This window comes from Stenotrophomonas sp. 05L414_2, from assembly GCF_056397905.1.
Genome location: NZ_JBFTOJ010000083.1, coordinates 1 through 17,441 on the forward strand (window position 1 = coordinate 1; position 17,441 = coordinate 17,441).

The 17,441-nt window shown below is 66.6% G+C and carries 12 protein-coding genes; 7 read left to right on the forward strand and 5 right to left on the reverse strand.

The window, feature by feature from the left end:
* Positions 1 to 15: 15 nt before the first annotated feature.
* On the reverse strand, positions 16 to 1,980 hold the full coding sequence (locus AC1DJN_RS12800; RefSeq protein WP_025873881.1) for an OPT family oligopeptide transporter: 1,965 nt from the start codon (positions 1,978 to 1,980) through the stop codon (positions 16 to 18).
* Positions 1,981 to 2,180: 200 nt separating this feature from the next.
* Between AC1DJN_RS12800 and AC1DJN_RS12805 the strand changes: the two genes are divergently transcribed.
* Together AC1DJN_RS12805 and AC1DJN_RS12810 are read left to right on the forward strand one after the other, a co-directional pair.
* Entirely contained in the window at positions 2,181 to 3,329 is a 1,149-nt protein-coding gene (locus AC1DJN_RS12805) for an acetyltransferase domain-containing protein (protein ID WP_442251636.1), read from the forward strand.
* A 96-nt stretch (positions 3,330 to 3,425) separates the two neighbouring features.
* Positions 3,426 to 5,180 (forward strand): peptide MFS transporter, encoded by a 1,755-nt coding sequence (locus AC1DJN_RS12810; protein ID WP_033830614.1) that lies wholly within the window; start codon positions 3,426 to 3,428, stop codon positions 5,178 to 5,180.
* A 55-nt stretch (positions 5,181 to 5,235) separates the two neighbouring features.
* Here AC1DJN_RS12810 and AC1DJN_RS12815 read toward each other — a convergent pair whose 3' ends face one another.
* The 4 genes from AC1DJN_RS12815 to AC1DJN_RS12830 all read right to left on the reverse strand — a co-directional run bounded on the left by AC1DJN_RS12815 (position 5,236) and on the right by AC1DJN_RS12830 (position 12,149).
* Positions 5,236 to 7,221: an alpha/beta hydrolase family protein gene (locus AC1DJN_RS12815; RefSeq protein WP_312310153.1), complete on the reverse strand. Its 1,986-nt coding sequence runs from the start codon at positions 7,219 to 7,221 to the stop codon at positions 5,236 to 5,238.
* Positions 7,222 to 7,281: 60 nt separating this feature from the next.
* Positions 7,282 to 9,267, reverse strand: coding sequence for an alpha/beta hydrolase family protein (locus AC1DJN_RS12820; protein ID WP_478039284.1), 1,986 nt, complete (start codon positions 9,265 to 9,267; stop codon positions 7,282 to 7,284).
* A 95-nt stretch (positions 9,268 to 9,362) separates the two neighbouring features.
* A complete protein-coding gene (locus AC1DJN_RS12825) occupies positions 9,363 to 11,351 on the reverse strand; it encodes an alpha/beta hydrolase family protein (protein WP_478039285.1) in 1,989 nt (662 codons plus the stop codon).
* 162 nt (positions 11,352 to 11,513) lie between these two features.
* Positions 11,514 to 12,149: a LysE/ArgO family amino acid transporter gene (locus tag AC1DJN_RS12830; RefSeq protein ID WP_025873889.1), complete on the reverse strand. Its 636-nt coding sequence runs from the start codon at positions 12,147 to 12,149 to the stop codon at positions 11,514 to 11,516.
* Between the two features lie 140 nt (positions 12,150 to 12,289).
* Here AC1DJN_RS12830 and AC1DJN_RS12835 point away from each other — a divergent pair, with 140 nt between their 5' ends.
* The 5 genes from AC1DJN_RS12835 to AC1DJN_RS12855 all read left to right on the forward strand — a co-directional run.
* Entirely contained in the window at positions 12,290 to 13,195 is a 906-nt protein-coding gene (locus AC1DJN_RS12835) for a LysR family transcriptional regulator ArgP (RefSeq protein ID WP_478039286.1), read from the forward strand.
* A gap of 102 nt (positions 13,196 to 13,297) precedes the next feature.
* Complete coding sequence (locus tag AC1DJN_RS12840) at positions 13,298 to 13,882, forward strand: hypothetical protein (RefSeq protein WP_025873891.1); 585 nt, start codon at positions 13,298 to 13,300, stop codon at positions 13,880 to 13,882.
* 79 nt (positions 13,883 to 13,961) lie between these two features.
* Positions 13,962 to 14,408 carry a GNAT family N-acetyltransferase gene (locus AC1DJN_RS12845; RefSeq protein WP_223482106.1) on the forward strand — a complete coding sequence of 149 codons (447 nt, stop codon included), beginning with the start codon at positions 13,962 to 13,964 and terminating at the stop codon, positions 14,406 to 14,408.
* Between the two features lie 193 nt (positions 14,409 to 14,601).
* Positions 14,602 to 16,293 carry a malate dehydrogenase (quinone) gene (gene mqo, locus AC1DJN_RS12850; RefSeq protein WP_313444204.1) on the forward strand — a complete coding sequence of 564 codons (1,692 nt, stop codon included), beginning with the start codon at positions 14,602 to 14,604 and terminating at the stop codon, positions 16,291 to 16,293.
* Positions 16,294 to 16,650: 357 nt separating this feature from the next.
* A partial coding sequence (locus AC1DJN_RS12855) for a TonB-dependent siderophore receptor (protein WP_478039287.1) occupies positions 16,651 to 17,441 on the forward strand: 791 nt, incomplete at its 3' end.

Sequence of the window (17,441 nt, forward strand, 5' to 3'; positions counted from 1 at the left end):
GCACTCCCCCATCCCTTACGCCACGGCGCGCTTGCCGGTGCGGTAGATCAGCCAGCCGACCAGGAACAGCACGGCCAGGCCGATCCACTGCGCGGCCGGCAGGTGGAACGGCACGGCCAGCACGTCGGCACGGCTGCTGACCACGATCGGCACGGCGATGGCGATACCCATCAGCGCCTCACCGGTGATCAGGCCGGCAGCGAACAGCACGCCCGGCTTGTGCACGCGGTCGCGGCCCTCTTCGTCATCGGCGCGCACCTTGTGGAAGCGTTCGACCAGATAGGAGATCAGGCCACCGAGGAAGATCGGCACCATCAGTTCCAGCGGCAGGTAGATGCCGATCGCCGCGGCCAGCACCGGCACGCGGAAACGCGAGTTGCGCGACTTCAGCCAGCTGTCGAACGCGATGATGGCGGCACCGACCACGGCACCGATGCCGATGAAGGTCCACGGCAGCTCGCCACCGAACAGGCCCTTGGCCACCGACGCCATCAGGTTGGCCTGCGGTGCGGCCAGCGCATTCGGGTGCAGCTCGGACTTGACGCCGATGCCGTAGGCGGTGGCCAGCAGGTTCAGCACCGGGGCCATGATCAGCGCGCACGAGAACGCGCCGATGCCCAGCATCAGCTGCTGCTTCCACGGGGTGGCGCCGACGATGTAGCCGGCCTTGAGGTCCTGCAGGTTGTCGCCACCGACGGCGGCGGCACAGCACACCACCGCGCCGATCATGATCGCGGCCACCGCACCCAGCGGCGCACCGAAGGCACCGACCGGCTGCAGGCCATCCTTGCCCAGCAGCAGCACCAGCACCGCCGAAGCGAACAGGATGGTGGAGATGGTGATGCCCGAGACCGGGTTGTTGGACGAACCGATCAGGCCGGCCAGGTAGGCCGACACCGAAACGAACAGGAAGCCGGCGACGATCATGATGAGGGTCATCGGGATCGACACGTGCCACTGGCCGACGATGGCTTGGTACAGCGCCAGCAGCGGCAGGGTGAACACCACCAGCGCCACCAGCATCCACTTCATCGGCAGGTCGCGCTCGGTGTGCGCCAGCACCGGGCCACCGCTCTTGCGCGCGGCCGCAAAGCCACTCTTGACGCCGTTGAGCAGCGACTTGCGCAGCGAGATCAGGGTCCAGATGCCGCCGATCAGCATCGCGCCGACACCGAGGTAGCGCATCTTCGCACCCCAGATGGCGAACGCCGCTTCGGTGGACGAGGCGGTGGCGATCGAGGCGGCCAGCGCCGGATCGGTGTTCATGAAGAACGCCTGGTAGATCGGGATGGCGATGTGCCAGGTCAGGATCGAGCCGGACACCACCACGATGCCGACGTTGAGGCCGACGATGTAGCCCACGCCCAGCAGTGCGGGCGACAGGTTGGTGCCGATGAAGGCGGTGACCTTGGAGCTGCCGACATAGGCCGAGGTGGCCCAGGCGTCTGGGATCAGGCGCATGCCGCTTTCCGCGGCCAGCTTCACGAACGCACCGATCACCGCCGACAGGCCGAGGATCTTCAGGCCCGGGCCGGGGTTCTCACCGGCCTTGAGCACTTCGGCCGCAGCCTTGCCTTCCGGGAACGGAAGCGGATCTTCGACGATCATCGAACGGCGCAGCGGCACCGAGAACAGCACGCCCAGCAGGCCACCGAGACCGGCGATGCCCAGCACCCACCAGTACTTGAAGTCCGGCCAGTAGCCCATGATCACCAGCGCGGGGATGGTGAAGATCACACCGGCGGCGATCGACGAACCGGCCGAAGCGCCGGTCTGCACGATGTTGTTCTCAAGTATCGAACCGCCCCCCAGCAGGCGCAGCACGCCCATGGAAATGACCGCGGCGGGAATCGCGGTGGCGATGGTCAGGCCTGCGAACAGACCGAGGTAGGCGTTTGCGGCCGACAGCACCACCGCCAGCACGATGGCCAGGACCACCGCGCGGAAAGTGAGCTGCTTGGGCGCAGCGTCATGGTTCATGAAAGCCCCTGCTGGCAAAAAATCCCTGTCACGCTAGCGTTCAGGGGGCAGCAAGTCCAGCGTGCCAAAGGATGAGGGTTGCAGCTGGAACAGGCACGGGCCCGCAGCGGCACCCCCAGCCAACTAATGCGGCAAAGCCCGAGTGGGCACCTTGTAAACGATATGTTATAACTTTCGGTTGACCTGTACCCACCCACCGCATGTCCTCCTTCCCCTCCTCCCGGCTGGCCTCCATCGACCAGCTGCGCGGCACCGTGATGCTGCTGATGCTGCTCGACCACGTGCGCGAGACGTTCTTCCTGCAGCATCAGGTCAGCGATCCGATGGACGCGGCAACCGTGTCCCCTGCCCTGTTCGCCTGCCGCCTGCTGGCCCACCTGTGCGCGCCGGTGTTCGTGCTGCTGACCGGCCTGTCGGCCTGGCTGTACGGCCAGCGCCATGCCGATCCGCGCCGTGCCATTGCGGCTTTCCTGCTCAAGCGCGGCCTGTTCCTGGTGGTGCTGGAACTGACCCTGGTCAACGTYGCCTGGACCTTCCAGTGGCCGCCGGAGACGGTGTACCTGCAGGTGATATGGGCGATCGGCCTGAGCATGATCGCGCTGGCCGGCCTGCTGTGGCTGCCGCGGCCGCTGCTGGCCGTTCTGGCGGTGACGCTGGTGGTCGGCCACAACCTGCTGGACGGCGTACGGGTGCAGGGCGACGGCGCCCTGGCGGTGCTGTGGAAGGTGCTGCACCAGCGCGACTGGATCGAGGCTGGGCCGTTGAGCCTGCGTACCTCCTATCCCGTGCTGCCGTGGATCGGGGTGATCGCGCTGGGCTACCTGATGGCGCCGTGGTTCGCTGCCGGCAGCGACCCGCAGCAGCGCCGGCAGCGGCTGCTGTGGTCCGTGCTGGGCGCACTGGCCGCCTTCGCCCTGCTGCGCTTCGCCAACGGCTATGGCGACACGCCGTGGCAGTACCAGCAGACCACGCTGCGCACGTGGATGAGCGTGTTCAACATCACCAAGTACCCGCCCTCGCTGCAGTTCCTGCTGCTGACCCTGGGCGTGGGCCTGCTGCTGTTGCGGCTGTACGAGTGGCCGCCGCTGGCGCGTGCGCTGCAGCCGCTGGCCGATATCGGCGCAGCGCCGATGTTCTTCCATCTGCTGCACCTGTACGTGCTGAAGCTGCTGTACCTGGCGGCCCTGAAGACCTGGGGCCCGACCCACGGTTGCCTGTATGCACTGGACTCGGTGGCCGGCCTGCTGCTGGTGGCCTGTGCATTGGCGGTGGTGCTGTACCCGCCGACGCGGGCGTTCGCGCGGTTCAAGGCGCGCCGACGCGACCTGGCCTGGCTGCGGTACCTGTGAACGGTAGCGCCGGGCCATGCCCGGCGTTGCGCAGGACCGCCGGGCATGGCCCGGTGCTGCCCGGCGCGGCCTGCAGCGCACGCCTATAATTCCGCGATGAATTCCACTGCTATCGCTTCCGACGACTTCCTGGGCCATCCCAAGGGCGTCTACGTCTGCTTCTTCACCGAAATGTGGGAGCGCTTCTCCTTCTACGGCATGAAGGCGCTGCTGCTGCTGTACCTCACCAAGTACCACCTGTTCGGCGACAAGGCCGGGCTGGACCTGCTCGGCGCCTACGGCGGGCTGGTGTACTGCATCCCGGTGTTCGGCGGCATGTTGGCCGACCGCTGGCTGGGCATGCGCCGGGCGGTGCTGTTCGGCGGCATCCTGCTGGTGCTCGGCCACCTCGGCATGGCCTTCGAGGGCCACGCCGCATACCGGGTCAATGGCGAAGTAGTGCGCGACACCTCGGCATTGGCCGTGACCTACCTGTCGCTGGCGCTGATCATCATGGGCGTCGGCTTCCTCAAGCCGAACATCTCCACCATCGTCGGCAAGCTCTATCCGCAGGACGATCCGCGCCGCGATTCGGGCTTCTCGCTGTTCTATGCCGGCATCAACCTGGGCGCCCTGTTCTCTTCGCTGGTGTGCGGTTTCCTGGGCGAGGTCTACGGTTGGAAGTACGGCTTCGGTGCGGCCGGCATCGGCATGCTGGCCGGCCTGGCGATGTTCCTGTGGGGCCAGAAATACCTGCAGGGCCACGCCGAGCCGCCGCAACCGGCGACCTTGAAGCAGAAGGTGCTGGGCCTGCCGCGCGAATGGCTGATCTACCTGTGCGCGGTGATCGGCGTGCTGCCGGTGGCCTGGCTGATGTGGGCGGCCGGCAACGGTGCCTTCGCGCTTGGCGGTGAAATCAGCCTGGCACTGATGCTGATGCTGGTGGTGTTGGGCGGCGTGCTGGTCTGGTTCGCGTGGTTCACCGGCACCCAGTGCACGCCGGTGCAGCGCCAGCAGATGGTCGCGCTGATGGTGCTGATCTTCATGGCGCTGGTGTTCTTCACGATGTACGAGCAGTCGTATGGTTCGTGGGTGACCTTCACCGACCGCCTGCTGACCAAGGACATCGTGCCGGCGTTGGTGATCCGCGAAGGCTCACCGCTTCCGTGGTCGATCCTCTCGCTGCTGCTGGCACCGCTGGGCTTCGTGGTCAGCGCGCGCCTGTCCGAGCGTCGCCCCGGCTCGTCCGCGCCGCGCACGTTCTTCATCGCCATCGTCGCGCTGATGCTGGTGCTGCTGGTGCGCGACTGCCTGGTGATCCCGCAGACCGCCGGTTCGCTGACCTACCTCGGCGGTCTGTTCCTGGTGCTGCTGGCGCCGGCCTTCGCCGCGTTGTGGACCTGGATGGACCGCCGTGGCTGGGAACCGGGCAAGCCGGTGAAGTCGGCCTGGGGCCTGGTGATCGGTGCGTTGTCGTTCGTACCGCTGGCGCTGGCCGCGCAGCACGTTGGTGCCACCGGCGAGATGGCCAGCGTCTGGTGGCTGGTGCTGGCCTACTTCCTGCTGGCCAGCGGCGAGATGTGCCTGTCGCCGGTCGGCCTGTCGGCGGTCACCCAGCTGGCGGTGCCACGGGTGATGAGCCTGATGATGGGCACCTGGTTCCTGGCGACGGCCTTCTCCGAAACACTGGCCGCGCTGTTCGGCAAGCTGGCGGCGATCGACGTGCCCGAAGGCGAAACGCTGGACATGGCCGCGGCGGCCGGTGCCTATGCGCACCTGTTCTGGCTGCTGATGTGGATCGGCCTGGGCTGCGCGTTGCTGGCCTTCATCGCTGCGCCGCTGTTGAAGCGGATGATGCATGGGGTGAAATAACGCCCGGCGGCAGGATGCCGCGGCGGCCACCACTTCGGTCGCCGCCGCGTCTGTTTCAGGGCGCCTTGCCCTTGTCGGAAGACGTCGCGGCGGCAGCCGTGCTACCGCCAAGGCTGCGTGACAGGAAGGCAAGCAATCGGCTGTAGTAGTCGCGCTGATTGGCCTCGGCGTACAGGCCATGGCCCTCGCGCGGGTAATACAGCGCTTCCACGGGCACGCCGGCCTGCTTCAATGCCGCTTCCATGCGTTCGGTGTGCTGCACCGGGGCACGCAGATCTTCGCGACCAGCGGCCAGCAGCACGGGCACCTTGATGCTCGCCGCAAGATTCACCGGCGACACCGCCGCCAGCGTGGCCGGATCACCCAGCCACTCCTGCAGATAGGTCACGCCGGAGGCGCGATCCTGGATATCGCCGCGTTTGAACATCAACGGCAGGTCGTACACCCCCACATAGCCTGCCGCGCAGCGGTACAGCCCCGGCTCGCGCACAGCGCCCATCATGGCCGAGTACGCACCGTAGCTGGCACCGTAGATGCAGATGCGTGCGCTGTCGGCGATGCCTTGGCTGATCGCCCAGCGGGTGGCGTCGGTCACATCGTCCTGCATCGCGCGGCCCCATTGCCGGGCAGCGGCCTGGGTATGTGCACGGCCGTAGTTGCCCGAGCCGCGGAAGTTGACCTGCAGCACCGCGTAGCCGGCGTCGGCCAGCAACTGGTTCTCGCGCTCGAAACCACCGTCATCGAACACGCCGATCGGGCCACCATGCGGGACCACCACCATCGGCAGGTTGTGGCCATCACTGCCCCTGGGCAGGGTCAGGAAGCCATGCAGCGGCAGGCCGTCCCGTGCAGCCAGGGTGACCGGGCGAACGCTGGCACCGCCGTCACGATCAAACCAGCGATGGCGGCTGGTGAGGAACGCGGCGTTGCGGGTGGCGGTGGTGTACAGGAAATAGTCGCCGGGATTGGTCGCAGAGCTCACCTTCACCAGCAGGCGCGCGTTGTCGCGGGTGCCGGTGAGCAGGCTCACGACCTGCCCGGGAAACGCCTTTTCAAGCCTGCGCTGGGTGCTGGCGGTCGGCGACTGCTCATCGAAGAAGGCGGTGCGCGTGACGGCGCCGACGAACTGGATACCCACCGGCACGCGCGTGCCGGGCTGGTAGACCACGCGAGTGGGGTCGACGGTGTCGTCCTGCAGCAGCGTACGTCGTTCGCCGCTGACCGGGTCCCAGCTGACCACCGTATCGGGGCCACGGGCCTGCTCCACCACCAGGTAGGCCAGCCGGTTATCGGCGGAGAAGCCGATCGGGCGTTCGATGCGATGGCTGCTGCCTTCGTCGTTGACCAGGGTCCACTGATCGCGGTCCTGGCGATAGTAGAGCTTGTTGACGTTGTCGGCGGCGGCACCGTGGGCGAAGCGCAGTTCACCTTGATTGTCGGTGGTGAACGTTGCGCGCTGCACCGGCGAGCGCGAGACCAGGACGCGGCGCCCGGTGATGACATCCATCCGTTCCAACCGCGTATTGGTGTCGTTGGCAAATGGCCACAGCGAGATCAACACGTTGCGCTCGTCGGCAGCCAGCGGATCGGCCAGGAATGCAGCGACCTGCTCGGCCACCCGTCCGGTCACGAAGCCGGGCTCGTCCGGGCGCGCACGGTAACCGACCAGCAGATCACCGCGCTTGCCATTGGCATCGATGGCATACAGTTCGCCGGTCGGCCGTGGCTGGTCCAGTGGCCCCCATTTCTCGGCCAGGCCGATGAGCAGGCGGGTGTCACTCACCCAGTCGACCTCGGCTGCATGATTGTTGCGTGGCGGCCGGAAATTGCCGACCAGTTCCATCGTGTCGGTACGCAGCACCGCCACGGCAGTTGCGCCGTCCAGTGGCAAGGTCATGGCCAGGTACTCGCCGGTGGGCGAGAGCTGGATGTCATTGAACTCCGCGCGGCGCACGTAGCCGTCCAGCGAAACCTCCGCAGCCTCCGCCCCACCCACGCCGCAGATGGCCATCAATGCAGCCAGCACCGTTGCATGCTTCATGACGTTCTCCTTGAAGCCGGGCATCCCCCTGCCCGGCACCGGGTCCGCAGCGCGCCTGCCTTACGGCGCCTTGTCGGCGCCTGCGGTCGCGCTGGTGCTGGCGGTGCTGCCGCCCAGGCTGCGTGACAGGAAGGCCAGCAGCCTGCTGTAGTACTCGCGCTGGTGCTCAGGCCGGTGGAAACCGTGCCCTTCGGTGCGGTAGTACAGGCTCTCCACCRGTGAGCCGGCCGCCTTCAGCRCTGCTTCCATGCGCTCGGTGTGCTTGATCGGCGCACGCGTGTCTTCGCCACCAGCGGCCAGGAACACCGGCACTTTCAGCTGCGCGGCCAGGTTCACCGGCGAATGGGCTCCCAGAGTCTTCGGATCGCCTACCCATTCGCGCTGCCAGGCCATGGCCGAATCGCTCAACTGTGCCTCACCACTGAACATCAGCGGCAGGTCGTACACACCGACGTAGCCGGCCGCGCACTGGTACAGCCCGGGTTCGCGGATCGGCCCCATCATCGCGGCATACGCACCGTAGCTGGCCCCATAGATGCAGATGCGGTTGCTGTCGGCGATGCCCTCTGCGATGGCCCAGCGGGTGGCGTCGGTCACATCGTCCTGCATGGCCGCGCCCCACTGCTTCGCACCCGCCTGGGTGAACGCGCGGCCATAGTTGGCCGAACCACGGAAGTTGACCTGCAACACGGCATACCCTGCCGCCGCCAGCATCTGCGGCTCGTTGCTGTAGCTGCCCTCATCGAATACGCCGATGGGGCCACCGTGCGGCAGCACGACCAACGGCAGATTGCGCCCTTCGCTGCCCGGCGGCAGGGTCAGGAAGCCGTGCAGCGGCAGTCCGTCGCGCGCCTTCAGCGAGAACGGACGCACGGTGGCGGCCAGTTTCGGGTCGATCCATTCGCTGCGGCTGAGCAGATGCTCGGCGGCCTTTGCGCGGGTGTCGAACAGGTAGAAATCCCCGGGATTGCTGCCCGACCACGTCTGCACCACCACCTTGCCGCCATCACGGGTACTGGAGGTGATGAACACCGGGCCACCGAACGCCGCTTCAAGGCTGCGGTACTGACGGGCATCGGCGCCCTTCTCATCGAAGAAGCGCGTGCGCGGTGCATCGCCGGCAAACAGCGCGCCCACCGGCACGCGGGTGCCCGGGCGGAAGATGATCGCGTAGGGGTCGACCACGCCATCGCGCAGCACCTCGCGCCGTTGGCCGGTCTGTGGGTTCCAGCTGACGATGGCATCGGGCCCGGTGGGCTGCTCGACCTGCAGATAGGCCAGCGCGCCATCTTCGGAGAAGCCGATTGCGGTTTCTATCCGGTGGCTCAGCGACTCGTCATTGACCAGCGACCACTGCGCATTGGTCCCGGCGCGGTAGTAGAGCTTGTTGACGTTGTCCGACGCTGCGCCGTGGGCGAAGCGCACTTCACCCTGATGATCGGTAGTGAAATCGGCACGCTGCACGGGTGAACCGGAAACGCGCACGCGACGTCCACTGACCACATCAAGCCGCTCGACCCGGGTGTAGGGGTCCTCGGCGAAGGGCCATACCGCGATCAGCACATTGCGGTCGTCGCCCGCCAGTTCGTCGGTGAGGAAGGCCGCGACGTCCTCCACCTTCTTCGGCTGGATGCGCGTACCCAACCCGCGCCCCTGCACGCGGTAGCCGACCAGCAGTTCCCCGCCCTTGCCATCGACGTTGACCCCGTACAGTTCACCGGTGGGCTGCGGCGTATCGAGTACTCCGAGCTTCTCGGCCAGGCCGACCAGCAGGCGCTCGTTGCTCACCCATTCAAAGGTGTTGGCGTGGTTCTTGTCCTGCGGGCGGAACACGCCGGCAGGCTTGCGGTCGGACGTGCGCAGGATGACCAGCGCGGTGGAATCGTCCAGCGGTACGGTGCCGGCAACGTAGTCGCCGCCGGGCGAGAGCTTGACGTTCGAAAACGACTCCGGTTTCAGGTACTTCTCCAGGTCCACCCCGCCGGTACCCGCCGACGTCCCGCCCACCACCGCGCACAACAGCGCGGCAAGTACAGTCCTTCGCATCCTTCCCCCTCCCTGCCCGGACACCCTGTCCAGATTCGCCGATTCTAGGCAGGCCCGCGATGGCTCCGCCAGTGGCGAGGCCGCCATCGCCGGACTCAGGGCGCCTTCTCCGCATTGCCAGCGGCCGTCACCTGCGCCGTTGCTCCGCCCAGGCTGCGCGACAGGAACGCCAGCAGGTGGCCGTAGTAGTCGCGCTGGTTGGCCAGGTTGTACAGCCCATGCCCTTCGTTCTTGTAGTACAGGGCCTGCACAGGCGTTCCGGCCTGCTTCAATGCCGCCTCCATCCGCTCGGTATGCACCACCGGTGCGCRCTGGTCTTCGCGGCCGGCGGCCAGCAGCACCGGCACGCCAACCTGCGCGGCCAGGTTGACCGGCGAGCGTTCGACAAGATCCTTGGGCCGTCCCAGCCACTCGCGCAGGTAGATCAACCCGGATTCGTCACTCTGGATATCCCCGCGCGCATACATCAAGGGCAGGTCGTAGATGCCAACGTAACCTGCCGCACAACGGTAAAGACCCGGCTCTCGCACCGTCCCCATCAGCGCCGCATAGGCGCCGTAGCTGGCCCCATAGATGCAGATGCGTTCACGGTCGGCAATTCCCTGCTCGATGGCCCAGCGCGTGGCATCGGTCACATCATCCTGCATCGCCGCGCCCCACTGTTTGCGCGCAGCCTGCGCATGTGCGCGCCCGTAACCGGCCGAGCCACGGAAATTCACCTGCAGCACGGCATAGCCGGCGGCCGCCAGCATCTGCGTCTCGGTGGAGTACGTGCCATCGTCCAGGACCCCGATCGGACCGCCATGCGGCACCACCACCATCGGTAGCGCGCGCATCGGCACCCCCGGTGGCACGGTAAGGAACCCATGCAGGGGGCGGCCGTCGCGGGCCTGCAAGGTGATGGCGCGTACGTCGGCACTCTGCGCCGGGTCGATCCAGTCGCTGCGGCTGATCAGGTGCCGGGCGCGCTTGCCCAGCGTGTCATACAGGTAGAAATCACCCGGATTGCGGCCCGACCAGGATTCCACCAGGACAGTGCTGCCGTTGCGGGTGCTGGAGGTGATGTATACCGGAGCACCCAGCGCGGTTTCCAGGCTGCGATAAAGCCGGGCATCCTCCGAGGTCTCATCGAAGAAGCGTGTGCGTGGGGTAGTGCCCATGAACAGCGCGCCCACCGGCACCTGCGTACCGGGGCGGTGGATGATGCGTGCAGGGTCGGCGATCTCATCACGCAGAACCGTTCGCCGCTCGTTGTTCTGCGGGTCCCAGCTGACGATCACGTCGGGGCCTTCGGCCTGCTCCACCTGCAGATAGGCCAGGCGGCCGTCGGCCGAGAAGCCGATGGCCGCTTCGTTGCGCGGGTTCAAGGCCTCATCGTGCAGCAGTATCCATTCGCTGCTGGCACCGGCGCGGTAATACAGCTTCTTTTTCTGGTCAGGTCCGACGCCGTAAGCGAAGCGCACTTCGCCCCGGGCGTCGGTAGTGAAGGCGGCCTGCGCGATCGGCGCGCGCGCGACCGCGTTGCGGCGACCGGTGCTCACGTCCATGCGTTCGATCTGGGTGGCCGCGTTGTCGGTGAACGGAGTGACCGCCACCAGCACGTTGCGATCGTCGTCCTTCAACTCATCGGTGAGGAAAGCCGCCACCATTCCCGCAGGCTTGACCTTGATGTTGGTGCCCAGTCCGGTTTCAGCGGTGCGGTAGCCGACCAGCAGTTCTCCCCCCTTGCCGTTGGCGTTGATGCCGAACAGCTCGCCGGTGGGCGCTGGTCGATCCAGCACACCCAGCTTCTGCGCCATGCCCACCAGCAGGCGTTCATTGCTTACCCAGTCGAAGGTATGGGCGTGGTTGTTGCGGGGTGGGCGGAAGGTGCCGACCATCTTCATGTCGGCGATCCGGTAGATCGCCAGCGCCGTACCCGCCTCGATCGGAACCGTGGCAGCCACGTACTCGCCACCCGGCGAAATCTTGATGTCGGCGAATGCTTCCTGCCGCAGGTAGCGGTCCAGGTCCACCCCGCCGGTACCCGCCGACGTCCCGCCCACCACCGCGCACAGCAGCGCGGCAAGCACAATCCTGCGCATCCTTCCCCCTGAGAACGGGCCCCTGCCCGCAGTCTCGATTCTAGGCAGGCAAGCGGCCGCGCCGCCAGTGGGCAGAAAAAACGACGGCACCGTTGCCGGTGCCGTCGTTGCCACTACCTTGGAGAGAGAGTAAGGACGTGGGTTCGGGGGGCGTGCGCCGGGTCAATGGACCCCGCGCACCGCCAGAGTGAGGGCCAGGATGCTGAGGATCACCGCGATGGTGCCGTCCAGCACGCGCCAGGTGCTGGGCTTGGTGAACAGCGGCGCAAGCAGGCGCGCGCCCAGGCCCTGCGCGGTCAGCCACAGGCAGCTGGCGGTGACCACGCCGGCCGCGAAGGCCATGCGCGCATTGCCGAAGTTCTCGGCGATGGAGCCGATCACCATCATGTCCAGCCAGAAGTGCGGATTGATCAGCGAGAAGCCGACTGCCGCCATCAGCACCGCACGACGGCTGCCGTCATCGCTGTCGGCTTCGCCCATGCCACCGCCACCGGCGATCGCACGGCGTGCCGACTTCATCGCATACCAGGCCAGGAAGGCCACACCGGTCCAGAGGACGGCGGTGGTCAGCCACGGCAGCGCGGTGGTGAGCGTGCGCAGGCCGGCCACGCTGGCGAAGATGAAGATTGCATCGATGGCCGCGCAGGTGGCGACCACCGGCACGATGTGCTTGCGCAGGATGCCCTGGCGCAGGATGAAGGCGCTCTGGGCGCCGACCACGGCAAACAGGCCGATGCCGGTAGCCGCACCACTGAACCAGGCACCAAGGCCGGTGCTGGCGGAGATGACCGAGAACATGGGATTCACTACCTTGTCTTGCTTGGGGGGAGCGGTGCCTCGCGAAGGCGGACAGCACCGGAACGGGCGCCATTGTCGCGCCGCAACATAGAAAAGACGAGCTAAACTTACTAAACCAACATTAGCGGAGCTTAATCGCCATGCGCATCGACCATGCCCAGCTGCGGGCCCTGGCTGCGGTGATCCGCGAAGGCAGCTTCGACCGTGCCGCGCAGTCGCTCAACGTCACCCCCTCGGCCATCTCGCAGCGGGTCAAGGCACTGGAAGACCGCATCGGCCGCCTGCTGGTCAAGCGCGGCACGCCTGCGACCGCGACTGTCGAGGGCCAGTTGCTGGTGCAGCTGGCCGAGCAGACCGCCCTGCTGGAGCACGACGCGCTGCACCGGATGGGCCTGGCCGACGAGGACCTGCCGCAGGCCAGCATCCCCGTAGCGGTGAACCACGACAGCCTGGAGACCTGGTTCCCACAAGCCGCCCAGCAGTTCGCGCAGGGCACCGRCACCACCCTGGACCTGCGGGTGGAGGACCAGGACCACACTGTCGAACTGCTGCGCCAGGGCACCGTGCTGGGGGCAGTGACCACCCTGGACGAGCCGGTGCAGGGTTGCCAGATCCACGCGCTGGGCAGCATCCGCTACGCCGCCACCTGTACGCCGGAGTTCCGCGAGCAGCACTTTGCCAAGGGCGTGACCGCACAGGCGCTGGCGCAGGCACCGGTGCTGGTGTTCAACCGCAAGGACGACATGCAGTCGCGCTTTGCCCGGCGCATGGCCGGCGCCGACCTGCCCAGCACCGCGCCGACGTGGTGGATTCCTTCCACCCGCGCCTTCGTGCAGGCCAATCTGGGCGGGCTGGGCTGGACGATGAACCCGCTGCCGCTGGTCAAGCGCCATCTGGACGCCGGGCGCCTGGTCTACGTGCGGCAGCGCGCGTGGGAAGACGTGCCGCTGTACTGGCAGCACTGGAAAGGCGACGTGCAGACGATGGCGCTGCTGACCCGGGCAGTGCTGGACGCCGCCTCGGCACTGGTGCAGCGCAGGCGCTGATGAGGGGACGGAGAGGATCAAGTCGCTTGTGCTACAAACGCCTTGATCCGCTCCGCCCCCTTTTCATGCAAGCATCGGTGCAACCGACGAGGGGGCTGACCGATGGAAACCGAACCGGTATTCCTGCATATCCGCGTGGTGATGGGGATCATCCTCGGCCTGTCCATCACCACCCTGCTGAAGGGGCTGGCGCAGATCATCGAACACCCGCAGCGGCGTGGCTGTTCGGCGCTGCACCTGTGCTGGGTGGTGTGGACGCTGGTATCGCTGGTGACCTTCTGGTGGTGGGAATTCCGCCTGGTTGAAGTACACCGCTGGACGTTTGAAATCTATCTGTTCGTGATCACCTACTGCGCGACCTGGTTCCTGCTGTGCGCGCTGCTGTTTCCCGAAGACCTGCGCGAGTACGGCAGTTACGGCAACTACCTGATGCAGCGTCGACGCTGGATCTTCGGGGTGGTCGCGATATTGACCCTTCTGGATCTTGTGGATACCGCGATCAAAGGGGGAAGCCGATGGCGGCTGCTGGGCGAGGCCTACCCCCTGCATACGGTGCTGATGCTCATCGTCGCCGCGCTGGGCTGGCATCTGCGCAGTACGCGCGCGCAACTGGGGCTGGCCGCAGCGACGCTGGCCTATCAACTGGGCTACTTCGCGGCGGAGTACTTCACCATCGGCAGTGAGTGAGGAGCGCCGCCGGTCTCCATCCAATCTCCATAGGCGTCGGCCACAATCGCCCGGTTCCATTCGACCGCAGGTTTCCCAGATGACGATCCACTACCGCAATGCCCGTCCCGATGACGCCGCCGCCTGCATCGACCTGCGCGGGCGTACCCGCGAGAACGCCTTCAGTGCAGCGCAACTGGCCGAGCTGGGCATCACCGAAGAAAGCTGGGCCGCAGGTATCGCCGATGGCGATTCGATTGGCCGCGTCGCCTGGGAGGGCCAACGGATGGCCGGCTACTGCTTTGCCGACCGCGAAAGCGGCGAGGTGCTGGTGCTGGCCCTGCTGCCGGAATTCGAGAAGCGTGGCATCGGCCGGCAACTGCTGCAGGACGTGGTCAGCCTGAGCCGCGATGCCGGCCACAGCCGCCTGTTCCTGGCCTGCTCGGCCGACCCGCGCTCGCGTTCCCATGGCTTCTACCGGCACCTGGGCTGGAAGGCGACCGGCGAGATCGATGAGGCCGGTGACGAGATCCTTGAACTGGCGTGATCGAGGGCATCGCCGGGCGTGGCCCGGCGCTACCGGGTGAGGGTGCCGCGAGCCGTCGGATGCTGCGTTGCATCAAAATCGGACCAGAAGCGGTTAAAATTGCCACAGGAATGCTGCAAGGCGTTGTTTCTTCACGCTCTTTCCCTGTTTCTTGCGCATCCTGACCCCCTTCCCCGCCAACGATCCCGCCCCCATGAAGAAATTTGGCAAGGCCCTGCTCGCCCTGCTCGTGCTGCTGTTGCTGGTGGCCGCGCTGTTCCTGTACTGGCCGCTGACCCAGCGCTCGGTGCCCGCCGCGAACAACGACAAGCCCGTCGATGTCGTGCTGGTCGGCGCCGGCATCATGAGCATCACCCTGGCCACCTACCTGCAGGAACTGCAGCCGGACTGGAACATCCAGGTCTACGAGCGTCTCGACGGCGTCGCCGGTGAAAGCTCGGACGGCTGGAACAACGCCGGCACCGGCCACTCGGCATTCGCCGAACTGAACTACACCCCGGAACTGCCCGATGGCAGCATCGAGACCAAGCGCGCGGTCGGCATCGCCGAATCGTTCGAAGTCTCGCGCCAGTTCTGGTCGCACCAGGTGAAGGAGGGGCGGCTGAGCCAGCCCAGCGACTTCATCAACCCGACCCCGCACATGAGCTTCGTCTGGGGCGATGACAACATCGCCTACCTGCACAAGCGCCAGCAGGCGCTGGTGAAGAACCCGCTGTTCTACGGCATGCAGTACTCCGAGGACCCGGCGCAGATCAAGCAGTGGGCACCGCTGCTGATGGAAGGCCGCGACCCGAAGCAGAAGGTTGCCGCAACGTGGATGCCGCTGGGCACCGACGTCAACTTCGGCGTCATCACCCGCCAGCTGACCGCCGGCCTGCAGCACAGCCCGAACTTCGGCCTGCACCTCAACCACGAGGTCAGCGCGTTGCGGCAGAACGCGGACAAGAGCTGGAACGTGACGGTGAAGGACCTCAAGGCCGGCACCGAATCGACCACCCACGCCCGCTTCGTGTTCATCGGTGCCGGTGGCGCGGCGCTGAAGCTGCTGCAGATGTCGGGCATCCCGGAATCGAAGGACTACGCCGGCTTCCCGGTGGGCGGCCAGTTCCTCGCCTTCCAGGGCCAGGACGTGACCTCGCGCCATGGCGTGAAGGCCTATGGCATGGCCGAGACCGGTTCGCCGCCGATGTCGGTGCCGCACCTGGATGCGCGCAAGCTGGATGGCAAGCCGGTGGTCCTGTTCGGGCCGTTCGCGCTGTACAGCACCAAGTTCCTCAAGCACGGCTCGTGGTGGGACCTGTATTCGTCGGTCAACCACAACAACGTCGGCCCGATGCTGGAAGTGGGCAAGGACAACCTGGACCTGGTGCAGTACCTGATGGGCCAGGCGCGCCTGAACGATGCCGATCGCCAGGCCGAACTGATCAAGTACTTCCCCAATGCCAAGCCGGGCGACTGGAAGCTGGTCACCGCCGGCCAGCGCGTGCAGATCATCAAGCGTGATCCGCTGAAGGGCGCGGTGCTGCAGTTCGGTACCGAGATCGTGACCGACAAGGACCACACCCTCGCTGCGCTGCTGGGTGCCTCGCCGGGCGCTTCGACCTCGCCGCCGATCATGCTGGACCTGATGGCCAAGGCCTTCCCGGAACAGATGAAGGCCGGTTGGGAAGCCCGCCTGCGCGAGATCGTTCCCTCGTACGGCCGCAAGCTCAACGAAAGTGCCGCGCTGACCAACGAGATCCGCACGTTGACCAGCCAGACCCTGCACCTGCCCTACCTGGAGGTTCCGGTGGAAGCAGGTACGACGCCTGCACTGGCACCGACGGCCGCGCCGGCCCCGGCCAAGGAAAAGCGCAACGCCAACGAAGAGCTGCAGGCGCTGTAAGCCTGCGCTTGGCGGATGCCTGCGGACGGCCACCTTCGGGTGGCCGTCTGCGTTTGCGCGCGGCGACGGGGCGGATCCCTCCCGCACGGGAGGGCTCTGACCCGTTCCGGGAGACCCCTCGCAGGGTCAGAGCCCAGTGCCTGCGGCAATGGGATCCGACCCCGCCCTGACGCTTGCTGCGCGCCTGAAAGCCCCTGCGCAATGACGCGAATTGTAATGTTGTTAAGAATTATTTACATTTGCGTCCTGCGCAGTGACCGCGCCCCTCCCAGATGGACCTGACGTGCCCGAAGCCGCCGCCCCGGGTGCTGGACGACTGTTGCCGCCCCTTCCCCGCTTCTACGCTCCGAGCCCGCCATGACCCAGATTTTCCCCAGCCGCCTGCCCCGCCGTGCGCTGCTGCCCGCCGCCCTGCTGTCCTGCCTCACCCTGGCTGCGCCGTCGGCATTGGCCGAGGTCGCTGCCTACGCCTCCGACGCCAAGACCCTGGACCGGGTGAGCGTGCGCGCCGAGCAGTCCGCGCCACCATCGAGCACCACCCGCCTGCCGATCACCCTGCAGGAAACACCGCAGTCGTCGACGGTGATCGGCCTGCAGCGCCTGCAGGACGAATCGTTGTTCAGCCTCAACGACGTGATGCGCAATGTCACCGGCGTCAGCGTGTCCTTCTATGACACCCAGCGCCCGCTGTACTACGCGCGTGGTTTTGCCATCACCGATTTCCAGGTGGATGGCATTCCGACCTACAGCGGCTCGACCAACCAGGAATACGACACCGCCTTCTATGACCGGGTGGAAGTGATCCGCGGCGCCAACGGCCTGCTCAGCGGCGCGGGTGTGCCGTCGGCCACGGTGAACCTGCTGCGCAAGCGCCCGGGCAAGGAGTTCGACGCTTCGTTCTCGGTCAGTGCCGGCAGCTGGGACTACCGCCGCATGGAAGCGGACGTGACCGCACCACTGACCGCCGACGGCCGCTTCCGCAGCCGCGTGGTCGCCGCCTACACCGATCGTGATTTCTATTACGACCGCTACAAAGAGAACAAGATGGCCGGCATGGCCGTGCTGGAAGGCGATGTGACCGACAGCACCACGGTCACCGTCGGCTACCAGACCCAGGACAACAACCCGGTGGGCTCGACCTGGGGCAC

What these genes read in the sequence shown, in the direction of transcription:
- AC1DJN_RS12800 (WP_025873881.1), bottom strand. Translation starts at nt 1,980, where the DNA reads ATGAACCATGACGCTGCGCCCAAGCAGCTCACTTTCCGCGCGGTGGTC.
- AC1DJN_RS12810 (WP_033830614.1), top strand. Translation starts at nt 3,426, where the DNA reads ATGAATTCCACTGCTATCGCTTCCGACGACTTCCTGGGCCATCCCAAG.
- AC1DJN_RS12815 (WP_312310153.1), bottom strand. Translation starts at nt 7,221, where the DNA reads ATGAAGCATGCAACGGTGCTGGCTGCATTGATGGCCATCTGCGGCGTG.
- AC1DJN_RS12830 (WP_025873889.1), bottom strand. Translation starts at nt 12,149, where the DNA reads ATGTTCTCGGTCATCTCCGCCAGCACCGGCCTTGGTGCCTGGTTCAGT.
- AC1DJN_RS12840 (WP_025873891.1), top strand. Translation starts at nt 13,298, where the DNA reads ATGGAAACCGAACCGGTATTCCTGCATATCCGCGTGGTGATGGGGATC.
- AC1DJN_RS12845 (WP_223482106.1), top strand. Translation starts at nt 13,962, where the DNA reads ATGACGATCCACTACCGCAATGCCCGTCCCGATGACGCCGCCGCCTGC.
- mqo (WP_313444204.1), top strand. Translation starts at nt 14,602, where the DNA reads ATGAAGAAATTTGGCAAGGCCCTGCTCGCCCTGCTCGTGCTGCTGTTG.